The organism is Methylolobus aquaticus (assembly GCF_054172105.1).
In genome coordinates this window covers 302,609-325,943 of sequence record NZ_JBSYXP010000004.1, presented here as the reverse complement: position 1 = coordinate 325,943, position 23,335 = coordinate 302,609, and the positions used below count along the sequence as shown (strand labels likewise).

Here is a 23,335-nt window from a genome sequence, read left to right as displayed (position 1 = left end):
AGACGAGGACATGACCGGCCGGTCCGTCAATCTCGATGCCTTGCGCCAGCGCGCCATGCGCGCACTGGAGCAGAGCCAGGCAGATCTGGGAGACCCTGCCCTGACGAGCGAACTCGACCTTGCGCGGCTGATCGAGGAACTGCGCATCTATCAGACCGAGCTCGAAATCCAGAACCAGGAATTGTCCGCGGCGCAGGAGACCATCGTCGGCGCCCTCGCCCGCTATCGCACGCTGTTCGAAGATCTGCCCCTGCCCAGCGTCGTGGTGGACGACAATGGATTCATCTCCGAGGCCAATAGCCGCGGCGTCGAGTTGCTCGGCCTGAGCCGCTCCTCGGCGCTGCAGCGCATGTCGGTTCTGCAATTCCTCGACCTCCCCAACCGCAGCCGGTTGTATCCACTGCTGCGCCACAAGCGCTACGGTGATCCGGTTTGCGTCGGAATGCTCCCGCTGCGTCTCCATCACAGTGGCGAGATCGTCTGCGACATTCATGTCATCAGTCTGCCCGAAGACTCTGCGCTCGGCGGCAAGACGCTGCTGGTTCTGGTCGATCAGACCACGACCCTCGCGCTGCGGGAACGCGAGCTCAATGAAGAACGCTATGAGCTGGCGAATCTCGCGAGCTTCTATGTGATCTGGGACTGGAACCTGATCACCGGACAGGTGTGGTGGAACAAGTCATTCGAGTCCACCTTCGGCTTCGACGCGGGTGAGCTGCACGCCAGCGCCGAAGCGCGCACGCTGCGTATCCATCCCGATGATCGCGCACGGGTCGAATCCGGTCTGCAGTCAGCGCTGGACTCCCGCGAAGAGACATGGTCCGAGGAGTACCGGTTCCGCCGTAAGGATGGCAGCTACGCCGACGTCGAAGACCGCTGCGTGATTCTCCGCGACGGGCGGGGCAAAGCGATCCGCATCGTCGGCGGCATCCGCGACATCACCGAGCGCAAGCGATCGGAGCAATCCCTGAGGTTCAGCCAGTTCGTGCTGGAGCGGGTCACCGACGCCGTCTACTGGATCCGCAGCGATGGCTCGTTCCTCTATGTCAACGAATCGGCCAGCCGCATGCTGGGCTATCCGCGGGACACGCTGCTGCATATGGTGGTCGCGGATCTGAATCCCGCCGTGCACGGCGCAGCGTGGGAAGCGCACTGGGCCGCGCTCAAGGAACAGGGCGCCATCCTGCTCGAAACCACGCATCGCACCCGCGACGGGCGGCTGCTCCCGGTCGAGGTGAGCGCCAATTTCATCTCCTACGAGGGGCTGGACTACAACTGCGCGATCGTTCGGGACATATCGAGCCGCAAGGCCGCCGAGCATCAACTCGTCGTCGCGGCCAACCGCTACGCCAAGATGCTCAGCACGACCAGCGACGCATTCTGGCTCGTCGACTGGGCCACGGGACGCCTGCTCGATGTCAACGACACGGCCGTCCGCATGAGCGGCTACTCGCGGGGTGAACTGCTGACGATGCGGATCTCGGACCTCGACGCCCGCTTCTCCGGACCCGAAATCGCTGCCGTCTCGGAGCAGGTTGTCAGCCAGGGGTGGCAACTGTTCGAGACGCAACACCGAACCCGGGACGGCCGGATCATCGATGTCGAGGTCAGCACCTCGCACGACGCCGAGACGGGAACAATGGTCGCGTTCCTACGCGACATCAGCGAGCGGAAGCGGACCGAACGCGAAATTCGCGAACTCAACGCCCATCTGGAGCAACGGGTTGCGGAACGGACCGTCGAGCTGGCGAGTGCTCGGGACGCAGCCGAGTCCGCCAATCGCGCCAAGAGCGCGTTCCTGGCCAACATGAGCCACGAAATACGGACGCCCATGAACGCGATCCTCGGTCTGGGGCACTTGTTGCGGCAAGATCCGCTAACCGCGACCCAGGCCGACCGACTGGCCAAGATCGAGGCTGCCGCCAATCACCTGATGGGGCTGCTGAAGGACATTCTCGAACTCTCGAAGATCGAAGCGGAGCGCCTGGTTCTGGAGCAGACCCGGTTCTCGCTCGCGGTGCTGCTCGACGAGGTCCACGGAATCATCGCGCACGAGGCCGCCAACAAGGGGCTGGCTGTCATCGTCGAGCGCAGCGACGCACCGGCCTGGCTGACGGGCGACCCGACCCGGCTCCGGCAGGCTCTCCTCAACTACACCAGTAACGCCGTCAAGTTCACGGAGCAGGGCGAGATCCGCATCCGCGCCCGCTTGTTCGAGGAACACGACGACACCGTGGTGGTCCGTTTCGAGGTCGAGGACAGCGGGCCGGGTCTCGCACCCGCCGATTGCGAACGGCTCTTCGACGCTTTCGTGCAGGCGGACGTCTCCACGACCCGGCGGCACGGGGGCACCGGTCTGGGGCTGACGATCACACGCCGCCTCGCGCGCCTGATGGGCGGTGAAGCCGGAGTCGACACGCAACTCGGACGGGGCAGCACGTTCTGGTTCACCGCATCCCTGAGAAAAGGTCAGGCGCCGGAGTTCCGCTGGGAGGACGCCGACCATCGGGAACCCGGCGATATCCTTCGGCAGCAACACCGCGACGCACGCATCCTGCTGGTCGAGGACAACCTGATCAACCGGGAGGTCGCTCTGGAGCTGCTGCTCAGCGCCGGCCTGCGAGTCGACACCGCCGAGGACGGCAACGCAGCCGTTACCCGTTGCCGGGCTGCGACCTACGCACTGGTTCTGATGGATCTGCAAATGCCGGTGATGGATGGATTCGAAGCGACCCGCGCCATCCGGGCGCTGCCGACCGGATCTTCCGTGCCGATCCTGGCGATGACCGCCAACGCGTTCGAAAACGAACGCAGCCTATGCGCTGCGGCGGGCATGGACGATTTCATCGCCAAGCCCTTCACGCAGAACGATCTGTACAAGCTGCTGCTGCGCTGGCTCCCCGCTACGAGGCCGGCGAGTCACTGACGGGTGCGGGTCGGCGCGCTCGAACGCGCGGCATCGGCACGCCAGGCGCCGCCACCGCCGCGCGCTCGGTTAAGCACCACACCATAAACTCCGTGACACGCGCTGCAGAGTGTGCTGTGATCCGCCGTTCCGCGGGCGGGCGGACGTACTATCCAAAACGATGGCTCCCAACTGGAGGCACTCGCATGATTACCGCGAACTCGACACCGCTCCGCATCACACTCACGCTTTGCCTGGCCGCTGTTCCGACGATGCTGCTCGCGCTCGGTAGCGCGGTCGCAGCCCCCGCCACTTCCGATCCCTCAGGCCCCGTTAGGCGGCCGAGCCTATCGCCGGAACTTTCAGGGGAATGGCGGACGGGCGAGTTCAGGGGCCGCATGCTGCCCTACCGGGTCGTCGGTGGCCTGGCACTGTTCGAGGGGGATATCGTGCTGGGACCGGCCTCGGAGCTTGAGACCGCGCTCACGCCGCCGGATGCCATCGCCCCAATGAGCATCGGTGTAGCCCATAACGGCTTCCTCTGGCCCAAGACCGGCACCGCCTACCGCGTGCCTTTCACCATCACTTACGGCAACGACGCCATACCGACGGCGATCGACCAATTCAACGCGACCTTCGCGGGCCTGATCCAGTGGGTACCACGGGCCGGGGAAGCCGACTACGTGGACTTCAACCTCGATCCCAACGACTTCAGCGGCGGCGGTTATTCGGCCGTGGGTCGCGTTGGCGGCAAGCAGACGCTGGGCGGCTCCATCGAGCAGTCCGTACCGACCCTGCTGCACGAGATGGGGCATGCCATCGGCCTGTGGCACGAGCAGTCCCGCAGCGACCGCGACGCGTACCTGACCGTCCAGACGGTCAACCTCATCAAGCGCGAGAAGCTCAACTTCGACACGCTGTTGGACAACGCCGAGAACCTCGGCCTGTTCGATTACCGCTCGGTGATGATGTACCACCCGTATGTGTTTACGAAGAACGGGGCGCCGACGCTGGAGACGATTCCCTCGGGGATTCCACTGACCAATACGGAGGGTTACTCGGTTGGGGATATCGACGGGGTCAAGCGGCTGTACAACGCGGCGCCGACATTGGTCACGGTGACCAGCAACCCGCCCGGATTGCAGGTCATCGTCGACGGCGTCACGATCACGACCCCGCAGACCTTCAATTTCGCGCTGAACTCGACGCATACCCTGAGCGTGGCATCGGCGCCGCAGGCCCTGGGCCAGCTCGCCTACACCTTCGGTCGCTGGAACGACAGTATGAACCGGACTCACACGATCAACGTGTTGCCCGGCAACGGCCTGCGAGGGTCGCCCGCGACATCGCCCGCCACGACGGTCTACAGCGCCGAATTTCGGGAACTGCTTCCGTTCAGCCCCTGGATTTACCCGCCCGGCTCGGGATCACTTTCCGCGAACCCAGCCCCTAAGAGCTATCCACCGCTGGCCGGCCAGTACCATATCCGCCGCCAGGCCGTGACCCTGCAGGCCACGCCCGCTCCGGGCTACAGCCATTACCGGACGTACACGGGCTATGACCGGGCGACCAGCGTCAACCCCAAAAGCACCACCGATTTCTGGCCGCAGTATGCCTACTTCACACCCGACCCGATCGTTCGCTTCTCGACCAATCCGACGGGTCTCGGGGTGTGGATCGATGTGCTGGACAACCGCGGGCTGCTGCACTGGTACGGACCGGTCAACCAGTCCCGCTTCTACCCGGCTGACGGGAACTGGTCGCCGGGTTCCGTGCACGCGATTGACATCCTGGACTCTCCGTACAGCCCTTACACGTGGACGATCCGTTACCCGTGGCTGAACTGGAGCGACGGTGGCGCGCGCGCGCGCACCATCACGGTTCCCAGTGGCAACCGGACGATCACGGCCAACTACGGGGCGGCCCAGATGTACGTCGAGACCCGCGCAACCGGCGGCGCGTATTGGTACTGCGGCGGCGGCGTGACGGTCACGCCGGCGTCCGGCGACGGGTTCTATACGAAGGGCAGTTCCGTGACCGTGTCGCAGACAGCCTGGCCCGGCTGGGTGTTCACCGGCTGGAAGGGCGACCTGACCGGCGCCGGCAACCCGCGGACGATTGCCGTCAACGATGAGCAGCTGATCCTGGCCGACTACAACACCATTGCCGCCCCACTGGGGATCATGGGCTTCAACCCGGTGTCGGCCGTCGTCGGCAGCAGCGGCTTTACGCTGACCATCACAGGCAGCGGCTTTACCGGGAACAGCATTGTCTATGTGAACGGCACGCTGCGATCCGGTGTGACCTATGTCAACGCCACGACGCTGCGAGTTCCGGTCACCAGCGCGGACGTCGCCCAGACCGGTGCATTCCAGGTCAGGGTCGAAAACTTCCCCCCGGGCTCGTCGTGCTCGGCAGCCGCCCTAAAGAGTTTCTTCGTGCGGTCGACTTCAGCCCAACCGCTGGCGGCCACCACGCCATCCGCGCTGACCTTCGCCCCGCGGGCTGTCGGGACAACCAGCGCCGCCCAGACGGTCACCCTGAGCAACAACGGAAATCGTGGGATGGGCCTCTACAACGTGTCCGTGGTCGGCACCCACGCGACCAATTTCATCCGCACCACGACCTGTGGCACCTCGCTGGCGGCCGGGGCATCCTGCACGATCAACGTCAGCTTCAAACCCTCGGCTGCGGGCAATCGCTCTGCGCAACTGATCCTCGTCAGCAGCGCCTTTGACAGCCCGCGCACACTGCCCTTGGCGGGCACGGGGCAGTAACCCCTTCGGTAACCCCGTGGCGCAGCGGTCTCTGCCGCCGCGCCACGGGCCTAGTGCTCAGCGAGCGCGGCAGGCGCCGAGAGCGGCCACCAGGGCATCGATACGCTCGGGCGTGGTATCCCAGCCGCACATGAAGCGCGCCGCCCCGTGGCACTGGCTGACATAAAAAGTCCAGCCCCGTTCCCGGAGCGCAGCGGCTTCCGCGGCCGACAACGCGATGAAGACGGCATTGGCTTGCGGAGGAAACGCCGGCTCGATGGCGTTCTCCGCCAGACGGCGGGCAAGATAAGCCGCGCAGTCATTCGCGTGTCTCGCGTTGCGCTGCCACGCACCGGTTTCGATCAGTCCCAGCAGCGGCGCCGTCATGAAGCGCATCTTGGCCGCCAGCTGTCCGCCCTGCTTGCAGCGATAATCGAAGCCGCGGGCAAGGTCCCGATCGAAGAACACCACCGTATCGCCGATCCCTCCACCGGTTTTCGATGCACCCAGGCTCAGCACGTCGACGCCACAGCGCCAGCTCAACGCGGCCGGGCTTACACCCTGCGCCATGACTGCATTCATGAACCGGGCGCCATCGACATGGACGGCCAAGCCGTGCGCCTTTGCCCAAGTGCACAGGCGGGTCAGTTCCTCGACGCTGTAGACGGTACCGACCTCGGTGGATTGGGTCAGACTGAGGGCCGCAGGACGCGGAAACCGCAAGTCGCCCTCGCCGCCGAGGAATGAGTCGGCCGACGCGGGGTCCAGCTTGCCGTAGCGACCCTGCCCCAGCAGCAACCGCGCTCCGTGGGAAAAGAAGCCCGGCGCACCGCATTCATCGGTCTCGATATGCGACCACTCATGACAAATGACCGCCTGATATGGCCGGCATAAATGCGCGAGTGCCATGCTGTTGGCGGCCGTGCCGTTAAAGGCGAAAAAGACCTCGGCATCGTGCTCGAACAATGCGCGGACGGCATCGGCCGCACGGGCCGTCCATTCATCGAATCCATAGGCCGGTGCGCTCCCGGCATTGGCACGAATCAGGTAATCCAGGGCTTCCGGACACAGTCCGGACCAGTTGTCGCTGGCAAATTCAGGCAAGGGATGCTTCATGATTCCGCTGAACGTTGAAGACCGCTCGATGGCACCAAGGGCTCGACGCCGCCTTGCTGGTGGTCCAAAGACGGCTTTACCGAGGACCGGCAACGGCCATGAAGGTTCCCGCTACGAGTCGGATCTCGCGGCAGGCGATCAGATACGGATACTCGGGGCAACGCCAAGAGATCCGGAGTGCGTCCGAGGCAGCGGAACGGCTGGCGCGTGTCGGGCACAAAGCGCTCCTCCAAGGGAGCCTAACGATTGTGGCGGCGTACAACAGACGCAAAAAAGCCCGCATCGTGCGGGCTTTTCGGGCTTTCTGACGTTTTCGGAAAGCTACATTTGGTAGCGGGGGCAGGATTTGAAACCCGGAGACGCACCATCACCCTGACGTGATCATAGGTCATGGCCGACAGCCAGGTCTACTTCAGCGTTCTCTCAATGAATCGCTTGCCGGCGTACCCCGCCAGGATCACGGACACCCACATCAGCCGGCGGTCACCGCCTGCCGCTTCCGACAATAGGAACGCGATCAGGCCGCATGCCGGCGCGGCCCATAACTCGATGAGGAACACCGACACCCGGAAGATCCGTGGATCCCCCTTGATCGTCTGCAGGTAGCGGATTGACGCGCCCCACAGGGACAGCCATCCGACCCACAGGTAGGTTCCGAGAGGGTAATCCCACGGGCCAGGTGGGACTGACGGATCGGGGAGGTCAATACTTGCGGCAGCCGACAGCGCGGCAGCAGTGAGGACGCCCCCCCAGGCATCCCCGTTCAAGCTCACGGGTCATCCGCCTTGCACTCCGCGCGAACGTCCGCGTGATGCTCGATGTGGGAATTGACCTTAGCCCGCAGCGAGTTCACATCGCCGGCCAGGACCTCGATATGCGAGGTCATGCCCGTTGTCAGGTTCCAGACCAGCCAACCAAGCAGGGCCGAGACACCCATCAAAACCACAATGACGGCTGAGAGCGCTCGCTCCTGACCACCGGCTGACTGAACGACACCAACAAGCTCACGTTCGTTGTCCATACGTGCCCCCTGGTTAAATGCTGGCGATCGTGGCCCGAGCCCGACCCGATATCCCGAGCGAGCGGCTCCGGCGATTGCCAAGCAGCTGCTTGGTCTCACCGGCGGACCATGACCGAAACAGCCGTCGCAGCACCCGCACGTCCCGTGTGGTGCCTTCGAGGCGCGCGTAGACCTCCGCCGCGATCGGAACGCCGGCCGCCGCCGAAGATGTCAGCAGGATCCGCTTCAGCGCCTTCGCCGACGCGAACTCGATCTTGATCACGACCTTCTGTGTCGCGGTCATGTCGGTAGCGGTCAACCCGTCGGTCAGGTTTCCGACATTGCTCCCGCCGGCGGACACGGTCACGGTGGCATCGCCGATCAGGCTCGGTCCGTTGGCACTTTCCATGACATCAAGCTCGGCAACGGCGAAGTCGGTATCGTCCGGCTCGGAACCCTCCAGGTAGACGTACCAGATCCTCGAGCTAAGCGCCAAAGGGTCGGCGTCTGGCGAGGACGGCGTCGGCCTCGACGGGTACACGAACAGGGCGTCACGATCGAAGGTCCCGGACGGCCGGCGCTCGTAGCGGGTGATCTGGTCGGTACGGAGGCAGACGTCGGGCGTCCCGAATCCAATCTCGTCGATGACCTTCCCGTAAGCCCCCACGGTCGGCGGCGGGTAGATGACGTGGTAGGCCGTGACCTTCGCGGGACTTTCAACTTCCAGCAACGACGAGGCGAAGTCGGTACCACCGCCCGGCGAGTACCCGCCGGTATACCCAATGACCACATCCGAGTCGCCGATAATCCGGCCGGCCGTGCCTACCGTCTCGGTCTTGAGGCACCCGATGTCGATAATCGAGTCCTCGATGATGAAAAACGGGTTATTCGAGAACTCGGAGATACCGCCGTGCTCGGGGTCCAGCATCCCGACGCGGAGGTTAATGCAGTCCTTGAAGTGAAACTTCACGTATCCCGCGTGGATAAGCCCGGCGTTGTTCGGCATCGCCTGCGAGTGATCGACCAAGCACGCGTGATCACCGCCCGAGCCTTCGAAGAAGTACGACTTGCGCGGCTTCAGCTCGCCGGTGGCAGACCACGACCCGAACTTGATGTCCATCGATCCCGAGTTGGCACCAGCGGTCCAGTGCAGCGCGCCGAGCGTGTGCGATGTGACCGCGCCATTCCAGGTCGTGGTCGGGTAGTCAAACACAAGATCATAGACCCAGGTCTGTGCATACTGGTCGTCGGAGTCACCCCTGCCGACCCGCCAGATCCAGTCGAGATCGGTCGCGGAAGCGGCCTGCCAGCTCGCCGTCGCCATGATCCGTGTCAGGCCACCGGGTACCCCGAATGACTGCACGTCGCCCCACTGCTGCGGCTGCTCCGAGACGTAGATTTGCCCTTTCGGAAACTTGATGCCAATCGCGACCCCGGTTTCGATCGAGGCCTGCCCGGCTTCGTCGAGCGCGGCCTGTATCTTGGCATAGTTGCTCTCGGCCTGTGCCGGGTCATTGGCCACGATTCCACGGGCCAGCATGTCGATTACGCCCGGCGTGGCAAAGTCCATCCGGTCGATCTGCCGCCGCCAGCGGGTATACAGGTTCGAAGGAATCGAGCCAGCAGACACAGGAACGATGCCTTGAACCGTGCCCGCCGTCCTCGTCCCGTTGACGAGGGCCACGGAGGCCATCGTAGACGCGAGTCCGTTGGTCGACAGTGCGGTCCAGGAGGTCCCCGGCACATAGACCCCATCCACCCGAATGATCGACCCGGGCGTGCCGGCGACGTCGGTCGCCTCTGCTGAGTTAGCCGGGTTCTGCGTCTCGATCACCTTGCCACAGTTCTGCAGGTAGACATTGACCAGCGCGGTGCCTTTGTCCTCCTCGGTATTCTGAATGAACGTCCCAGGCGCGTCGGCCCAGATGCACGACACGTCGCGCAGAGTAATGACCCCGCGCATCGGCGTGAGCTGGTTGCCCTGCATGATTGCGACCGGTGGCGCGTTGAGAATGCGGATGCCGTCGAACGTCGCGCCGCGGTAGCCGAAGTGATAGATGGCATTGACGCTCTGGCCATCGAGCGTCACCAACCGGTAGTGGTAGCTCGACCCGTTCTGGTTGGTGCCGAGCATCCGCTCGTTCCAGATGCCATACTGGCCGCCGACAATTTCGACGTCGTACAGGATGGCGCCGGGGCCTGCACCGCCCACCAGCCCAACATATCCGCCCGTCGCGGTGATCCGCAGATTCTCGAACGAGCAGTGCTGCGCGACGTTGGCGTGCAGCACAATACCTTTGCCATTCCCTGACCCAATACGCAGGTCCAGATTCCGCAGGATGGCGCCGTAAAAGCTCCGCGATTCCTCCGTTGTGACCACGTTACCGGAGGCGTAGGAGCCAACCCGGATCAATGCCTTGGCCGAGCCGGCAGACGGTGCGGCGCCGTCGATCATCTGGATGATCGGTCGGGTGCCGCGCGCCTCGCCCATCAACCGGCGGCGGTTGTTCCAGCCCTGGTTAGTGGCCTTGTGCGGCGACATCATCGAGACCTCGGTCGCCATAAACTGCACGCCGTTCGGGATCCAGGGTGCGATATTGTTCGCGGCGCCGTAGGCGATCGCAGCATTCAGACCATCGGTCGAGTCGTCATTGCCGAGCGGGTAGATCCCGTCGAACTGCGCGACGTCGAAATAACTGTCGTTGTCGTAGGTGTAGACCGGCATTACTCGGCACCCCCGGCTTCGTCAATCTCACGCGCCAGCGCCAAATACACGCAGCGCAACATGTGCGCGACTTCGTGATCGGTCACGAACTGGTCCGGCACTGGCTCGTCGGTCTCGGGATCGACCACCGGGATGAGTCGAGGCTCCAGCGGGTCGATCGTCAGCACCAACTCGCGGCCGGTCGGCTTTTCCGCCAACAGTACGCCGTCCACCGCGACCCTCTGCACTTCGGCGAACGTCGCCTGCCCGCGGCCGTTGTGCGGGTTATCGATGATGATCTGACGGGCCGCGTGCCAACTTTCGGATATGCCCGTCGTGGCTTTGTATAGGGGCATGCGTTGCTCCGGTTATGCTTGAATGACTTGTGATCCGGAACCACTCGCCGTCCACAGCAGGTTTGTGGCGGCGAGTCCGGTGACGGTGATCTTGAGGGAGTCGTTGGTATCGTCAGCCGTCACTGCCACGGTGCAGGCAGAAAGTGCCGCATCGACGGCCACGGCTGTTACGGTCGCCGACCCGACGATCCGCGTCGTGCCGGCGTTGTTGACGATGAATGCGGTGAATTCCCAGGCACCCGCTGCGGCGTAGTCCGAGCGCATGCACACGACATTGCCGCGCACAAAGAACCCGCCCTTAGCCGGCACTGAGAACCGGGAGTTGGTCACACCCGCAGCAAAAATTTCGGTTGGCGTGGCATTGGTCGTCGAGGCGCGACCGCCCATCATCTGCCACTGGTTGGCTCCGGCGCCCGACCCGCCGAATCCGTAGGCGAGACAGCCGCGACGGTTCGCGTACGCGTTGAAGCCGAGCGCCACCGCCCGCGGGGACGCGGCAGAGCTGGACGCGCCCAGCGCGACTGCCCCGTCACCCGTCGCACTGCAGGTGTCGCCGATCGCCACCGCGCCTATCGCTGTGGCCTTGCAGTCACGACCGAGCGCGACGGCATTGGCCCCGGAGGCTACGTTGGTCGCATCTGTCCGCAACGTCTGCAGATCGACCGCCCCAGCGCCGCGGGCATTGCCCGCCGTCTGGCCGGCAACCTCGCACCACAACCCGCCATCCGCCTTCAGCTGCCAGAATGTGTCGCCGACGACCAGCTGCAGATCGCGCTGCGTGCCAGTCCCGGTTTTCGACACGACCAGGCGCGCGAGGTTGGCGAGCCACTCCAACGCGATCCGCTCCCGGTTAGCGCCCGCCGTACCGGGGTTGTCGAGCGGGACGCTCGTGTCTGATGTCAGTACGGCAAGCCCGGCCGGCTTGGCGTCCGTGAGCCGCAGATAGAGCAAGTCAGCCTCATCGACCAACAGGTACTGCTCAAACGGGTCATCGTCGTCCAGGATCGCCTGGATCTGCGACAGCACCCATGACCGATCAGCCTTACTCGTCAGATCGACCAGGCGCGCATATTCCTCATGGTCAGCGATCGGCGCACCGTCCGCCCCGAACCGCACGAGCACCGGCTTTTCAAGCGCAACAGCGGTGTCGGGCATCGCGGCGATGGCGTCCAGTGCGTTGCTATGCGCCTGTACATCCTCGCCGGGGACCAGCCCCAGCAGCGCGGCAACAGCTGCCTGGTCAGTACATTCGAGCAACTCCGGAGCGATAACTCCCAGCGAAATCGGCTCCGCCGCCGGGCTGCCCGACTCCATCCGTAGCGCAAATAGCCTGCCTTCCGCGATCAGCGGGAGAGCCGAGAGCAAAGCCAGCAAGGCGCCATGCGCCATGACGTGCACGCCGGGTTGTAGCCCGAGCGCTTGCTGCGCCTCCTCTTCGTTGTTGGCCGAGAGGACTTGGCGGCCCACCAGTCCGGACTGCGCCAACACGTAGTGCAACACGCCGAGCGGCGTGATCTTTTTCGATACAGCACCATCGCGGGCGTGCCATTGCTCTCCACCCGTGAGGATCGTTTTTTCGGAAAGCTTGTTCGCGATGATATCGATCAAGCGCAATCGTTCAGCCGGCATTTACAGCGCCTCCAGGGTGGTGATGGCCGCATCGCGCGCCGCGGCAAGTTGCGCCAGTCCGGACGCGATAGTTACGGCACGCTTGCCCGCCATACGGGTGCGCTCAATCGCCACACCTACCGTTACCCACGCTTCAGCGGTGGTGATAATGGTGGCTGCAGCAGCCTGCGGGGATATTTCCAAGGCCTCCGCTTCGCCCGCGATGAATGGCCAAGGGCTGGCGTCCGGCGGCGCACCGGCAGCGACGTAGGCTTCCGCCTGAGCCAGCTTCTGCGCATAGGTTTGGGCCTGACCGGCCCCCGGCGTGATGTACCGCAACCGCGCGCCCTCCGCCGCTGCATCAATGGCCACCAACGCAGTGGCCCGTGTCGCATCCATGTCGGCCAAATCTGCGGGTGCTGCCCACGCCGCCGCGTCGACAGTGAGCGCCTCCTGTGCCAACGCAAAGTCGCGATTCTCCGGCTCCTTCGGGATCAGCGCGCCATCTGAAAGGCGCCGGAGATGTGTCCCGTGATCGATGTATAAAGCGCCCATCAATACCTCGCGTCCGCCACCCAATGGAATCCGTTGACGTCCCCCACCGCCGAGCCGGCAGCCGTCGTGAACTCGGCAACAAATGCGGACACCCCGGCCGCGCGGAACAGGCCGCTGGCTGAGCAGTCAGTCCCGCGCGTCAAATTCCTCACTTCGTTATTCGCGGCGCCCGGATTCAGGAGCGTCAGCGTCGGCGCGACCCGCTTTTGCTGCGCATAACGGACCGGCGCCGCGATGGTGGCGACCGACGCGCCCACCACCTGCGCCGTAATGCCGCCACCCGAGAACCAGTTACCCCCACCTGGCGCGGTGGTCCCACCAAACTCGTAGTAGCGCCTCAGCGCGGCAAGCTCGGTGCGGTCATCGCGCAACTCAATCGGCGGCACAGACGGGCCAATTACCAAGCGCACGTTGGTGAGCTGAAACTCCCACGATTGGTGACCAACCGTACCCCCCGTCAACGGACCGAGGTCGGCACCTGCGCTTAGCCACAGCTGAAGGTCCAGGTATGAGTTAACGACGTTGCTGCCACCCAGCACCTTGCCGGCAACGCTGGGTAGATTGATGGTGTGCACAAAGCGTTGCCAGGCGGGAGTGATGCTGAACAAGCGCCCTCCCAGTCCAGGCACAGGAGCGGACCCCCCCGGGCCGAATGACTGCTCCAGCGACAACCCGAGATTCCATGTGCCGCCGGCACTGCGGGCGTCGAAGGCGACTGTGACCGTGCGGGCAGAGAACCTTGTGCAGTCCTCGATCGGTTGCGACAACCGGACATAGTCGCCACCGGCGCCGGCACCCGCCGCGGCCGTGACGCGCAAGTACGCACGCGGATCGCCATCGACGGCCGTATGACCAATTGGGAAAATCGCCGTGTCCGCCGCGAAGGTCGAGCCCGCGGACTGCACCCGCCATTGATCGGGCCCGTACAGGTTGCCGGAGGATCCTGCTGGCAGCGGCTTCGGTGCCGTCCAATACTGGAACTGCCCGTTCAGCGCTTTGTTCTGCCGCGCGGCGATGACACCGATGGCCTGCAGCAACTGCATATCATCGTCATCGTCCAGCACCAGTCCGGCGGCCTCGATAGGCCGCACTAGCGTCTCTGTGACGCCGTTCGCCCATTCCGGCGTGGGTATCGTGGCAGGGATTCCCTGCGCTGGGTCGCCGCCGTGGAAATACCCTGGCGCGCCAGTCGCGGATGACGGCGGCCGGGTGGCGTAACTGGTGGGGTGGCGGTTGCGTTGCATTAGATGGCTCGGATCATGAATGCCAGCGTGATGTTTTTGGGCCGGGTCTCGGCGGCGCTGTTACCGGTCACGGTGATGCTGTGCGTGTGCGGCGGGATGTCGACGGCCGTCTGATGGCTGTGTGGGTCGTGAGCCGGAATCGCGACGAAATGCGTGTGAGCCGGAATCGCGGGAACGCTGACCGGGTGTGTGTGCGCTCCGCCTTGCGCTATGCCGGCCCAGTGTTTGTGATCGACGGTCTCGCCCTGCGTGTGGCCGCCGCCGTAGTACGGCTGGCCAGGCTGGATGCCGTTACCGATGAACTGCACCACGTTCACGCTGTTGGGCGCCTGAGCGTCGTATTTGACCGTCGTGTACTGGCAGTACAGGTTGTGCGTGTGACCCACCGTGCGGCCAGAAGTCTGCGACTCCACGCTATCTGTCGACACCAGATGCCCGTGCGTGGTCGACTGCGCCGTCAGCGTCTGCGCCCCAACCGCGCCCGCCGCGTCGGTATTCGCACCGTAATGGCCCAGCGCAGCCGACGTGCTAGTCAGTACACCGCTGTAGGCGCCGGACTGCTCGATGGTCGCTGAGAGCGCCGGCAATTTCGTCGCATCCGCCTGGGTCGAGCCAAACGGCCGTTCGGTGCGCGCGTCGTGGCAACGCGGAAAACGGTCGCGCAGATCGGGCACATTGAAGGTGGTGCTGCCGTCACCCCCACCGAAGGCCTCGCCGATGGCCGCGAACAATGCCGGATAGGCGGCACGGCCCAGTTCAGCGCCATCGCACATCAACCACCCTGCCGGCGCATTGTTCACAGCGCGCATCATGATGGCGCCGACGGGGAATACCGCCAGCGCCGCCAATTTTGCGTCGATCAGGATATGCAGGGCCTGGAGCAGCTGGGTATTGTCGGCTTCGTCCAGCTCAAGCCCGGCCGCTTCGATCACGGCGGCCGGCTCCTCCTGCATACCGTTAAGCCAGTCCGCCGACACGTGCGTCGGCGGATCGCCGCCGGGTGCGCCCTCACGGAAGAAACCGGGCTCGCCCGTTGACGAGTAGTCCGGCCTAACCGCCGCGGCCGTCGTGTGTCGTATGCGCTGCATCCTTATCCCCTGAAGTAAATTGGCTGGTCGTAGTCACCGAGCAGCACGATGCCGGCATCGTCCGTGACGAGCCCGTCCGCACCGAAGTCATCCTCCGCCCACTCCAACTCCTGCTCGTCGAGGACGAACCGAAAGATCACTCGGGTATGGGCTGGCTTTAAGGTATTGATCAAGCACACAATGGCCTGCGCGCTCCACTCCTGAAGTGGGTCGCCGGCCGTGCTGTTGCCGGCGCGGAAGTGTCGGTACGCCGTATCGACCGCCGATACCTGCCACCAATACGCCCACTGGTCGCTGTACAACGGCGCGCTGCCAATGGGCGTCTGTCCGATCCGAAAGGCCGGGAACTCGCGGATCCGAAACGGGATGTCCAGCTTGCTCAGGATGAACGCGAAATAGGCCGGACTGGCGCCTCCGAGTGCAGACCACGCGTACAGCACTTCGGCGCGCTGCTGATCCGGGTTGTCCGCGCGCGGCAGACAGGCGAACGGCAGCGAGGCCTCGTCGTAGCGAGCGGCCAACAGCTGCTTCGCCGTCATCGGGTTGGCTTCCTGGACGAGCGCTTGGCAGCGGTCGTCAAAGGCCTGTAGTGCCTGCGCGAAGGCATCCAGGAGCAGCGAGAGGTTGCCGCCAACGACCTTGCCCCGGCTATTGCGGCGCACCTCACGGCTCCATGCCGGGCCCGCCGGGAGCAGTGCCTGGAGCAGCGCCAGATAGTCGCGAGCGATCACGTAAAGGTCACCGTGCCCAGCACCGGGATCTGACCTGCTGCGACGGTCACATTGCCGGCAGGGGCAGCGATCACATGGTGCCGACAGCCGGTCGCCTGCGACACGGCCTCCCAAAACCAGCTTTGATACAGCGTGCCGCCCGGACTTCCTTCGCGGCGGATCATCTCCCGCAGCTCAGCCGTCGAGCTGGCGCGGACCTCTGGGTTGTCTGGGGTCAATGCGCTCACGGTGACATTCACCGGCGCGGCGACCGGCGCATAGACCGAGACGTCCGCGCACACCGGGCGGCGTGGCTCAAGATATGCCGCCAGATCGGTCACATCGCCCGCCTCGGGGATACCGTTGGCGCGGCCATCGTCCATCATGAAGCGCACCACAACAGTGCCTGGGCCATTTTCATTGGGGTAGCACCACGCGCGCGTCACGCCTGGCAGCTCCATGGCCCAGGTGACGTAATCCTGCGCCGCGCCACCGTGTGGTGCCTGGTGAATGCGCGCCAGAATACGGGCGCGATAGGCGGTGTCGCCCTCGATGTCGGAGCCCCCGGACATATCGACGATGGTGGCTCGGCCATTGATGCCGGCCACCGGCGTTACCAGCGCCAGCGTCACGCCCGCTGCGAGGTTGCCTCCTTCGCCGAACTCGCTCGCCTCCAATGCCAGTGTGGCCACACCGGCCACCACCGTGACCGGATCGGTGGTCATGTATATCATCCCGGTATCCGTCGTCCGCAGCTCGGCACCCTCCGGGATCACGGACCCATTCGCGCCGGGAATCGTCGCCGTGCCGGAGGCCAGGGTCGCCTGTTTCCGGGTAATGCCCCAGATCGTCCCGTACATATCCAGCGCCTCATCGGCGCAGTACAGCACGTTGGTCTGGTCCGCGATCCAGTCCAGGTACCCATAAAGCTGGTGCAAGCCAGCCGCCAAGGCACGCGTCAGCACGTAGAGCGGCGTGCCGGGCAACCGGTTGTCGATCGAGGGCAGCCGCGCCGCCACATCCGCCTCAAGTTGTCGGATGAGCTGATCGATCGGCGGACGCTTGAAACCGGTGAGCGACATCAGCGCAGGTAGTCGAAAAGGTTTTGGAACTGCAGCGTCAGCGCGCTGCTTTCATCTCGTGCCAGCCCGACCTGCGCATACAAGTGCCCGGTCTCCGAGTGCAGCTCAACATGCACGGCGATCGAGGACACGACGGCGCGATCCACTAGCCACTGCAAGGCCTCTTCGATGTACCCGCGCGCGACCGCGGCAAGTCCGGGCAACATCTTTGTCCGCTGCAACAAGTAGAGCCGTGAGCCGAAGTCTTCAGCCCACCAGCCGTACGTGTCGGACGCATTGTCATCTGGGCGCGCCCGGCGCCAACTGAATAGAGAGGCAATCACCGCCGACTCGATGTCATGCCCGGCAAAAGCGAGATCGCACTGCGCCCACCCGGTCATCGCGGTGGATTGGTCGCCGAAGCGGAGCTGTAGCGAGTGGCTCATTCGGATAGTGCCGACAGCAACAAGGAGCGCGTCTTGCAGCTCGCCGCGTCCTTTTGCGCGCCGAGCAGGCTCGGGGCCGTCGCGGCCATATCCTCAGCCTTCTGTAACCGCGCCATGTGATCAGCCAGCTGGCCCAAGAGTCCTGTTTTTTCCGCCTGCAGAGCGGCCAATTGCTCCGGCGTCAAACCGCCGGCCTCGATGGCGGCATTGATCGCCGCGATCTGGGCATTGAGCCCCTCGATGGCGGCATTCAGCGCACCCACCAGCGCACTCAGCGAGCTGACCACCGACCCGATAATCGCCTCGAGCTCGGCGGCCATGCCATCGACCAAGCCAACGGCCATTTCCATCATCAGCGCCTTGAAGGCGGCCGGATCGAGTGCGTCGATCAGCTTCTGCACCAACATGAACCCGGCTTCAAAACCGTTGTAAAACGGCATCATCACGGCGGCCGCTGCGGCGGCAGGCGTCTCTGCCAGTGCCGCCACCAGCATCGAGATTCCCTTGTAGTGCGCGGTGATGTTGTTCTCCGCCTGACTCAATCGCGCCTGCAGCCCCTGGATCTGCCGATTGAGTTCGCTGTTGCACGCCTGATCCGTACCGGCCACGCTAACCTCCTGCGGTGAAGTGGATCTGGCCGGCGGTCATCGTGATCGTCGCGCCACCGTACTGCAGCTTCAGATGCTCCTGATTCGCCGTGATTCGCGCCGCTCCGATCCGCACGAACAGCGCCGGACCCAGCGTTAGCGCGATGCGCGACACCGCGTCAGCGTGCTCCGCGTCAGGATCATCCGCGGCCGTATAAATGACCACGTCGCCCTCAGCGCAGGTGCGCGGCCGCGACCGGCGATCCGACGCCACTGCGACGATGCGATAGGTCGTGCCGCCGATGTCCAGCAGCAGGCACTCCGCGCCTTTCCCATCGGAGTCGATCGGCAGCGGGTGTGCGGTGTACCCGTACGGCTGCATATGCTCGATCTGGTCGAGCAGCTGGCGCGCCACACCGTGCACTTGCACCCGCTGGGCCTTGCCCGCGTCGTCCACCACCCGATCGATCACCCCGCGCCGCACCGTCATGCGGCCTCCCGGTCGGCATCCGACAACACACCATCGGTCGACACTGCGGCCGGCATGCGGGCCTCCGGCAGCACCAGCGCCAACCGGCAGGTCGTACCGCCGCTTTCGTCCTGGATGTAGTTCACGGTATCCACCAGCAACTGCCGGCGCACCCCGAGAATGTCGTCACGCACATTGACCCGCTCGTTCTCTCTCCAGAGTGCGCCCGCCGAGCCGCGCCACCCCTGCACGATGTACTCGATGCCGAAGGACTCCGCGATCGCCGCCTGGCGCTCCTGGATCGCGCGCGTCTGGGCTTGCACCGTCGTCAGGCCTGTTTCTGCCGTGATGATCTTCAACCGGTTGCGGCCGATGTCGGGGTCGGTGACTTCCGCCATGATCTGCGCGGCATCCAGGCCGAACGAATCGTCGGTCGGTGCGGCTTGTCCGATCACGCGGTACGTGTTGAAGCGGTGGGACTCATCATTGCGGTAGGACGCGCCGAGCGCGTTCACCTGCTGGCCCGGCATCACAATGATCTCGTTGCGGGTTACGGCGCCGGCGGTGCGCGACAGCACCAGATTGCCCTCGGGCGAGTCGGACAGATACCAGCCGGCACGACCTGCTGCATCCTGGATTGCCTCGAACGCCAGGCCGTCGCGCGCATGCACGGCGAAGTCCTGGTCCGGCACAGCCGAGAAGCCGTTCGAGCTCATCTGCAGCCCCGTCGCATCGCCGATGACGCTGAGCTCGACGCCAAACTGGCGCGCGATCCGGCGGACAATCTCTTCGACAGCCAACCCCCGAAACTGCAGCGGGTCCAACCACGAGTCGATGATGTCCCGCGTCCGACTACGTCCGGAGATCGCGATATCGTGCGAATCAGCGGTGTAACTGATTTCTACCGCATCGATGCTGCCCGTGATCAGCGTCTCGGCGCCACAGCGCACCTCGCAGGACTGGCTTGGATGCAGGTCCACGCGCAGCTCGGCCGAGTCGTTCAATGACAACTGGAAGGCCGAGCAGGCTTGCGTGATGGCGCGCGACACTTGCACCTGTGTCCAGCCGGTGTACTCCCTGCCATCCACGATCAGCATGACGCGCTCGTCAGCCATCGACTGCCCTCAGTAATTCCAAGCGGTCTGACTGCACGAACCCCGGGTGTCGCACACGATTGCGCTTGACGATCGCCGACTCGTGCGCGACGTCACCATATTCCCGGTAGCTGATCACCAGTGCCGGCAGTGGCTGTGGCACGGCCCGGTAAACGATGCGATCCAGCGTCGGGGCGCGCTCGCGAATGTCGTCCCCGACACGCGCTTTCTGCCCACTCAACTGCCGATACACCACATCCATGCCCTCGTCGGCGGCGCGCGACATCACCGCATCCAATGCGCCGAAGGCCCGCTCCCAGGCCCCTTGCGCTTCATCGAGGCTCTGGAAATCGATGTACGTCACGGCCCGAGAAATCTCCATGGCCGCCGCGGCCTTGAGGGCGACCTCGGCCGCGACGATCGACTGGCGTGCCAGCCGCTTGGTGGGCGTATTGGGGCGCAGAATGGTCGGCGGTACCGCAATCAACTCTTCCAGCGTAGTGATCGCCTGGTACGGTGTAATCAGGGCCGAATCGCCCACTGGCGCCGCGGCTGTGATGCTCCCGGACCGCTCGCGCAGATTGCGCGCCACGATGTCGGCCGTCAGGCTGCCGGGGATCGCGATCAGCCGCGCCACGGTCTCCGGCGATTCGATGTCGGTCGCATCGAGCCGGGACAGGGCCTTTTGCACGGCATTGCTTGGCACCCGCCGCACCGGCTTGGTTGAGGTGCCGAGGAAGGTCTGCACCGTAGCTTTGAGCGTGGCGGGCAGGCGGCTGACCACATAGGCCAACGTGAGCAGGTCCTTGATCGCAACGAACGCATCGGCAATCGCGTTGCGGATTTGCAGGGCAAAATTGACCACCGGCTGCGGGATCGCGTTTTTCCCGCTCTCCGTGAACCGCAGCTCGAAATCCGCCTTGAACAAGGCACCAACGCGGGATTCCGTGACGGCGCAGGATTCACAGATCACCTGGAACGCACCGTAGTCCGGGTGCTGCAGGGTGCCCAGCCCAGGCATCTCGCAAGCGGTGATCAGGTCGTTGCGGGCCGACTCCCAGGTAGGGCCGATCACAAAGCCGGTGATGCCGAACTCGCGCGCGCGCCGACCCATATCCTCCATGTACGGCACGTCGTACTTGGGGAACTGGTGCGGTGCCACCCGTCGTCCGAAATTGTTGGTCGTCACTACGGCGTAGAACGGCACGCCGCGGAACGCGCACGGCAACGGGTCCGGCCGACCGGCCAGCAGGTTGCGGATGTCATCCAGCGCCGAGCGGCCGGCACCAACCGCGCCTGCGACGCCCCGAATGGGATCGTAGGGCGTGCTCATGCCGTCCCCCGCACCGGACTCAGACCGAAGCGGTTTTTGCCCACGTTCACCCGAGTACGAGCAGCCCCGTCACCGCGCGTCTTGGTCAGCACACGCTGGCGCTGATCGTCCTGGATGATGGTGATTTCGTTCTCTACCCTGACGCTGCGTTCCGCTGCGCGCCCGATACGGTACTCGCGCGGGGCGTTGATCGGCTCGCCCCGATAGGTCGACCAGTGACTAGACTTGCCGTGGGCGAAGGCCCAGGACGCCACCGCGGCCTGCTGGTGCCAGTTTTTCCAGTCGCGCGGACCGAGCCGTTGCAATAGGTCGGACCGATCGCGCATCGCCTCCTTATATAAGCGGTTGAAGGTGGGCTCGATGAACTGAAAGGGCCCGTAACTGGGCGTGCCTTTCCGCGCATTGCTGTCCCAGCCATTGAATCCCGCATCTTTCCCGGACGACGACTCGCGGGCGAAGATCGTCCGCATCAGCTCATCGCGCACCCCGAACTCGCCGGCCATGCGCGAAATGAAGTCCGCGTAGCCGGGCGGCGCCGACGGGGAAACGACGAACGACTGCTTCAGCGCGCGCGGGACGCCGAACTCAGCACCGTCGCTGTTGTTCATGTAGTCCAGCACACTGCCCAGCCCGGACCGCACAGAGGCCACAGCGGAACGGATCCCTTCGACGAACGCGACTACCCGCGACTCAACGCCGTCGATCGCTGTGCTGATCTTTTTCCGCAGATCATCCCAGGCCCCGGTCAGATCATCGCGCATGCCCTTCAGCCCCGAGACCTGCCCGTCGAAGAACTCGCGAAACCACCTCTTCAGCGGATCCCAGTTCTGATAAATCGTCAGGCCAGCCGCCGCCACAGCCGCCAGCACTACGCCCCACCCGGCCAGCGGCGCGGATGCGGCAGCCAACAGGCCGACCGCCGACGCTACACCTCGCACCCATCCGGCTAGGCCTACGCCCGTGATCGCCCTGGACGTGACCTCCATCGTCGCCAACCAACCCAATGTCTCCCGTCCGCGGCCCCCAGTAATGGCATCCAGCGCGGAAACCACATTCCCCCAGGCGCTGCTCAACATCTCGACCGCGCCCGAGGCACCCCTCGTGACGGCCCGCAGGTCTGACCACCACTCACTGATCTCGTCGCGTGCCTGTCGTGGGATCAGTCGCTGAACCTGATCGGCGACGGCGCGCAGCGCATCACCGACCACGGCCATCGCACCCCTGACATCTCCGCCAGCCAGTCGCTCCACGAAGCGTTCGGTGGCGCCGATAGCACTTTCCATGTACCCACTTATCTGCCGCGCGACGCTGACACCAGCGCGGGACTCGGTAAACCGGGCAAAGCTGGCCAGTAATCGGCTGGCAGCGCGGCCAGCGGCCGCAAACGCGCCGGCGTCGCCAATCTGGCGCAGGAAGCCGGTCCATGTGTCGGACAAATTGCTGACGATGCCCTCCCATGTGCGGGACAGCCGATCCATACCTCCGGCATACTTCTCGTTCCAGATGGTCTGCAGCGTGCTGGCGATCAAGCGCTGATTGCTGCTATCGATCGTCTTCTCTCGCTCCTTTCCTGCCTTGTCCAGCCAGCGATAGGTCACCAAGTGATGTTTGGTGTCGACCGACGCCTTGATCCCGAACTCCTTCAGCCGCTCGTTCTCTCCCATGACCGCGTCAGCGATTGCCTCCACCGCTGCCATCATGGGCTTGTGGAGCCCAGCCGCGGCGTCACCCAGTGACCTGAGTGTGCCGTCCATGGGATCGATGCCGTAGGCCTTCAGGCGCACGAAAGCCTCGGTCACCCCCGCAACCTCATACGGCGTTGTCTTCGCAAACTGCTGAATCCACTGCAGCGCCGACTGTGCCTTATCCACCGATCCGAGCGTCGTCTCGAGCTGCGCCTGGTAGCCTTCGAATTGCGCACCAGTACCGATCACCGAGCGCACCAGACGCTGCACACCATAGGCGCCGGCTACCGCTCCGCCGAGTGCTGTTAGCTGGGCAGCTGTCCCGCTCAACACCGACCATGAGGCGCGCAGGCCGCCGACAAACAGGCTATTGGACCGGTGCGCTGACTCAAATAGGCGCCCCAACGACCCCAGCGGGCGGTAGGCATCCCGTACGCCTCTATCGAACAGCTGACCCGCAGTGCGCGCCAGGGCGGTCTTTTCGCGGAACTGATCTACTGTGTCCGTGATGCGCCGGAGACCCGGCGTCATCCGATCCGTCGCGCTGAAGATCGTCTCGATGGAGAACAGCTTGTTCATCGGTCGTCGTCGGTCAGCATCTCGGCTCCGCGGCCGAAC

At 64.6% G+C, this 23,335-nt stretch carries 19 protein-coding genes; 2 read left to right on the top strand and 17 right to left on the bottom strand.

Annotated features, from left to right (window positions below):
• The first annotated feature begins 10 nt into the window (after positions 1-10).
• Both ACW73L_RS07595 and ACW73L_RS07590 read left to right on the top strand, forming a co-directional pair.
• On the top strand, positions 11-2,926 hold the full coding sequence (locus ACW73L_RS07595; RefSeq protein WP_498921133.1) for a PAS domain S-box protein: 2,916 nt from the start codon (positions 11-13) through the stop codon (positions 2,924-2,926).
• A gap of 185 nt (positions 2,927-3,111) precedes the next feature.
• A complete protein-coding gene (locus tag ACW73L_RS07590; RefSeq protein ID WP_498921132.1) occupies positions 3,112-5,682 on the top strand; it encodes a M12 family metallopeptidase in 2,571 nt (856 codons plus the stop codon).
• Between the two features lie 57 nt (positions 5,683-5,739).
• On the opposite strand, the gene ACW73L_RS07585 is transcribed toward ACW73L_RS07590, so the two are convergent.
• The 17 genes from ACW73L_RS07585 to ACW73L_RS07505 form a co-directional block, all read right to left on the bottom strand.
• The gene (locus ACW73L_RS07585; protein ID WP_498921131.1) at positions 5,740-6,777 is read right to left on the bottom strand and encodes a threonine aldolase family protein; all 1,038 of its coding nucleotides are present in this window, start codon (positions 6,775-6,777) and stop codon (positions 5,740-5,742) included.
• A 407-nt stretch (positions 6,778-7,184) separates the two neighbouring features.
• Positions 7,185-7,550: a phage holin family protein gene (locus tag ACW73L_RS07580; RefSeq protein WP_498921130.1), complete on the bottom strand. Its 366-nt coding sequence runs from the start codon at positions 7,548-7,550 to the stop codon at positions 7,185-7,187.
• Positions 7,547-7,798, bottom strand: coding sequence for a hypothetical protein (locus ACW73L_RS07575; RefSeq protein WP_498921129.1), 252 nt, complete (start codon positions 7,796-7,798; stop codon positions 7,547-7,549). The genes ACW73L_RS07580 and ACW73L_RS07575 overlap by 4 nt, the downstream gene beginning before the upstream one ends.
• Positions 7,799-7,811: 13 nt before the next feature.
• Positions 7,812-10,502 (bottom strand): hypothetical protein, encoded by a 2,691-nt coding sequence (locus ACW73L_RS07570; RefSeq protein WP_498921128.1) that lies wholly within the window; start codon positions 10,500-10,502, stop codon positions 7,812-7,814.
• Positions 10,502-10,837, bottom strand: coding sequence for a hypothetical protein (locus tag ACW73L_RS07565; RefSeq protein WP_498921127.1), 336 nt, complete (start codon positions 10,835-10,837; stop codon positions 10,502-10,504). The genes ACW73L_RS07570 and ACW73L_RS07565 overlap by 1 nt, the downstream gene beginning before the upstream one ends.
• A 12-nt stretch (positions 10,838-10,849) precedes the next feature.
• The gene (locus ACW73L_RS07560; protein ID WP_498921126.1) at positions 10,850-12,466 is read right to left on the bottom strand and encodes a hypothetical protein; all 1,617 of its coding nucleotides are present in this window, start codon (positions 12,464-12,466) and stop codon (positions 10,850-10,852) included.
• A complete protein-coding gene (locus ACW73L_RS07555; RefSeq protein ID WP_498921125.1) occupies positions 12,467-13,000 on the bottom strand; it encodes a hypothetical protein in 534 nt (177 codons plus the stop codon).
• On the bottom strand, positions 13,000-14,244 hold the full coding sequence (locus ACW73L_RS07550; protein ID WP_498921124.1) for a hypothetical protein: 1,245 nt from the start codon (positions 14,242-14,244) through the stop codon (positions 13,000-13,002). The genes ACW73L_RS07555 and ACW73L_RS07550 overlap by 1 nt, the downstream gene beginning before the upstream one ends.
• A complete protein-coding gene (locus ACW73L_RS07545; protein ID WP_498921123.1) occupies positions 14,244-15,332 on the bottom strand; it encodes a phage tail protein in 1,089 nt (362 codons plus the stop codon). The genes ACW73L_RS07550 and ACW73L_RS07545 overlap by 1 nt, the downstream gene beginning before the upstream one ends.
• A gap of 2 nt (positions 15,333-15,334) precedes the next feature.
• Positions 15,335-16,063 (bottom strand): putative phage tail protein, encoded by a 729-nt coding sequence (locus tag ACW73L_RS07540; RefSeq protein ID WP_498921122.1) that lies wholly within the window; start codon positions 16,061-16,063, stop codon positions 15,335-15,337.
• Positions 16,060-17,124, bottom strand: coding sequence for a baseplate J/gp47 family protein (locus tag ACW73L_RS07535; protein WP_498921121.1), 1,065 nt, complete (start codon positions 17,122-17,124; stop codon positions 16,060-16,062). The genes ACW73L_RS07540 and ACW73L_RS07535 overlap by 4 nt, the downstream gene beginning before the upstream one ends.
• Entirely contained in the window at positions 17,124-17,549 is a 426-nt protein-coding gene (locus ACW73L_RS07530) for a phage GP46 family protein (protein WP_498921120.1), read from the bottom strand. The genes ACW73L_RS07535 and ACW73L_RS07530 overlap by 1 nt, the downstream gene beginning before the upstream one ends.
• Positions 17,546-18,043 (bottom strand): hypothetical protein, encoded by a 498-nt coding sequence (locus ACW73L_RS07525; protein ID WP_498921119.1) that lies wholly within the window; start codon positions 18,041-18,043, stop codon positions 17,546-17,548. Before ACW73L_RS07525 ends, ACW73L_RS07530 begins: the two co-directional genes overlap by 4 nt.
• 115 nt (positions 18,044-18,158) lie before the next feature.
• A complete protein-coding gene (locus ACW73L_RS07520; protein ID WP_498921118.1) occupies positions 18,159-18,626 on the bottom strand; it encodes a phage baseplate assembly protein domain-containing protein in 468 nt (155 codons plus the stop codon).
• Positions 18,623-19,720 (bottom strand): phage baseplate assembly protein, encoded by a 1,098-nt coding sequence (locus ACW73L_RS07515; protein ID WP_498921117.1) that lies wholly within the window; start codon positions 19,718-19,720, stop codon positions 18,623-18,625. Before ACW73L_RS07515 ends, ACW73L_RS07520 begins: the two co-directional genes overlap by 4 nt.
• Complete coding sequence (locus tag ACW73L_RS07510; RefSeq protein WP_498921116.1) at positions 19,713-21,032, bottom strand: DNA circularization protein; 1,320 nt, start codon at positions 21,030-21,032, stop codon at positions 19,713-19,715. Before ACW73L_RS07510 ends, ACW73L_RS07515 begins: the two co-directional genes overlap by 8 nt.
• Positions 21,029-23,296, bottom strand: coding sequence for a tape measure protein (locus ACW73L_RS07505; protein WP_498921115.1), 2,268 nt, complete (start codon positions 23,294-23,296; stop codon positions 21,029-21,031). Before ACW73L_RS07505 ends, ACW73L_RS07510 begins: the two co-directional genes overlap by 4 nt.
• Positions 23,297-23,335: the final 39 nt, after the last annotated feature.

What these genes read in the sequence shown, in the direction of transcription:
- ACW73L_RS07595 (WP_498921133.1), top strand. Translation starts at nt 11, where the DNA reads ATGACCGGCCGGTCCGTCAATCTCGATGCCTTGCGCCAGCGCGCCATG.
- ACW73L_RS07590 (WP_498921132.1), top strand. Translation starts at nt 3,112, where the DNA reads ATGATTACCGCGAACTCGACACCGCTCCGCATCACACTCACGCTTTGC.
- ACW73L_RS07585 (WP_498921131.1), bottom strand. Translation starts at nt 6,777, where the DNA reads ATGAAGCATCCCTTGCCTGAATTTGCCAGCGACAACTGGTCCGGACTG.
- ACW73L_RS07575 (WP_498921129.1), bottom strand. Translation starts at nt 7,798, where the DNA reads ATGGACAACGAACGTGAGCTTGTTGGTGTCGTTCAGTCAGCCGGTGGT.
- ACW73L_RS07570 (WP_498921128.1), bottom strand. Translation starts at nt 10,502, where the DNA reads ATGCCGGTCTACACCTACGACAACGACAGTTATTTCGACGTCGCGCAG.
- ACW73L_RS07565 (WP_498921127.1), bottom strand. Translation starts at nt 10,837, where the DNA reads ATGCCCCTATACAAAGCCACGACGGGCATATCCGAAAGTTGGCACGCG.
- ACW73L_RS07560 (WP_498921126.1), bottom strand. Translation starts at nt 12,466, where the DNA reads ATGCCGGCTGAACGATTGCGCTTGATCGATATCATCGCGAACAAGCTT.
- ACW73L_RS07555 (WP_498921125.1), bottom strand. Translation starts at nt 13,000, where the DNA reads ATGGGCGCTTTATACATCGATCACGGGACACATCTCCGGCGCCTTTCA.
- ACW73L_RS07550 (WP_498921124.1), bottom strand. Translation starts at nt 14,244, where the DNA reads ATGCAACGCAACCGCCACCCCACCAGTTACGCCACCCGGCCGCCGTCA.
- ACW73L_RS07545 (WP_498921123.1), bottom strand. Translation starts at nt 15,332, where the DNA reads ATGCAGCGCATACGACACACGACGGCCGCGGCGGTTAGGCCGGACTAC.
- ACW73L_RS07535 (WP_498921121.1), bottom strand. Translation starts at nt 17,124, where the DNA reads ATGTCGCTCACCGGTTTCAAGCGTCCGCCGATCGATCAGCTCATCCGA.
- ACW73L_RS07530 (WP_498921120.1), bottom strand. Translation starts at nt 17,549, where the DNA reads ATGAGCCACTCGCTACAGCTCCGCTTCGGCGACCAATCCACCGCGATG.
- ACW73L_RS07525 (WP_498921119.1), bottom strand. Translation starts at nt 18,043, where the DNA reads ATGCTGGTGGCGGCACTGGCAGAGACGCCTGCCGCCGCAGCGGCCGCC.
- ACW73L_RS07520 (WP_498921118.1), bottom strand. Translation starts at nt 18,626, where the DNA reads ATGACGGTGCGGCGCGGGGTGATCGATCGGGTGGTGGACGACGCGGGC.
- ACW73L_RS07515 (WP_498921117.1), bottom strand. Translation starts at nt 19,720, where the DNA reads ATGGCTGACGAGCGCGTCATGCTGATCGTGGATGGCAGGGAGTACACC.
- ACW73L_RS07510 (WP_498921116.1), bottom strand. Translation starts at nt 21,032, where the DNA reads ATGAGCACGCCCTACGATCCCATTCGGGGCGTCGCAGGCGCGGTTGGT.
- ACW73L_RS07505 (WP_498921115.1), bottom strand. Translation starts at nt 23,296, where the DNA reads ATGAACAAGCTGTTCTCCATCGAGACGATCTTCAGCGCGACGGATCGG.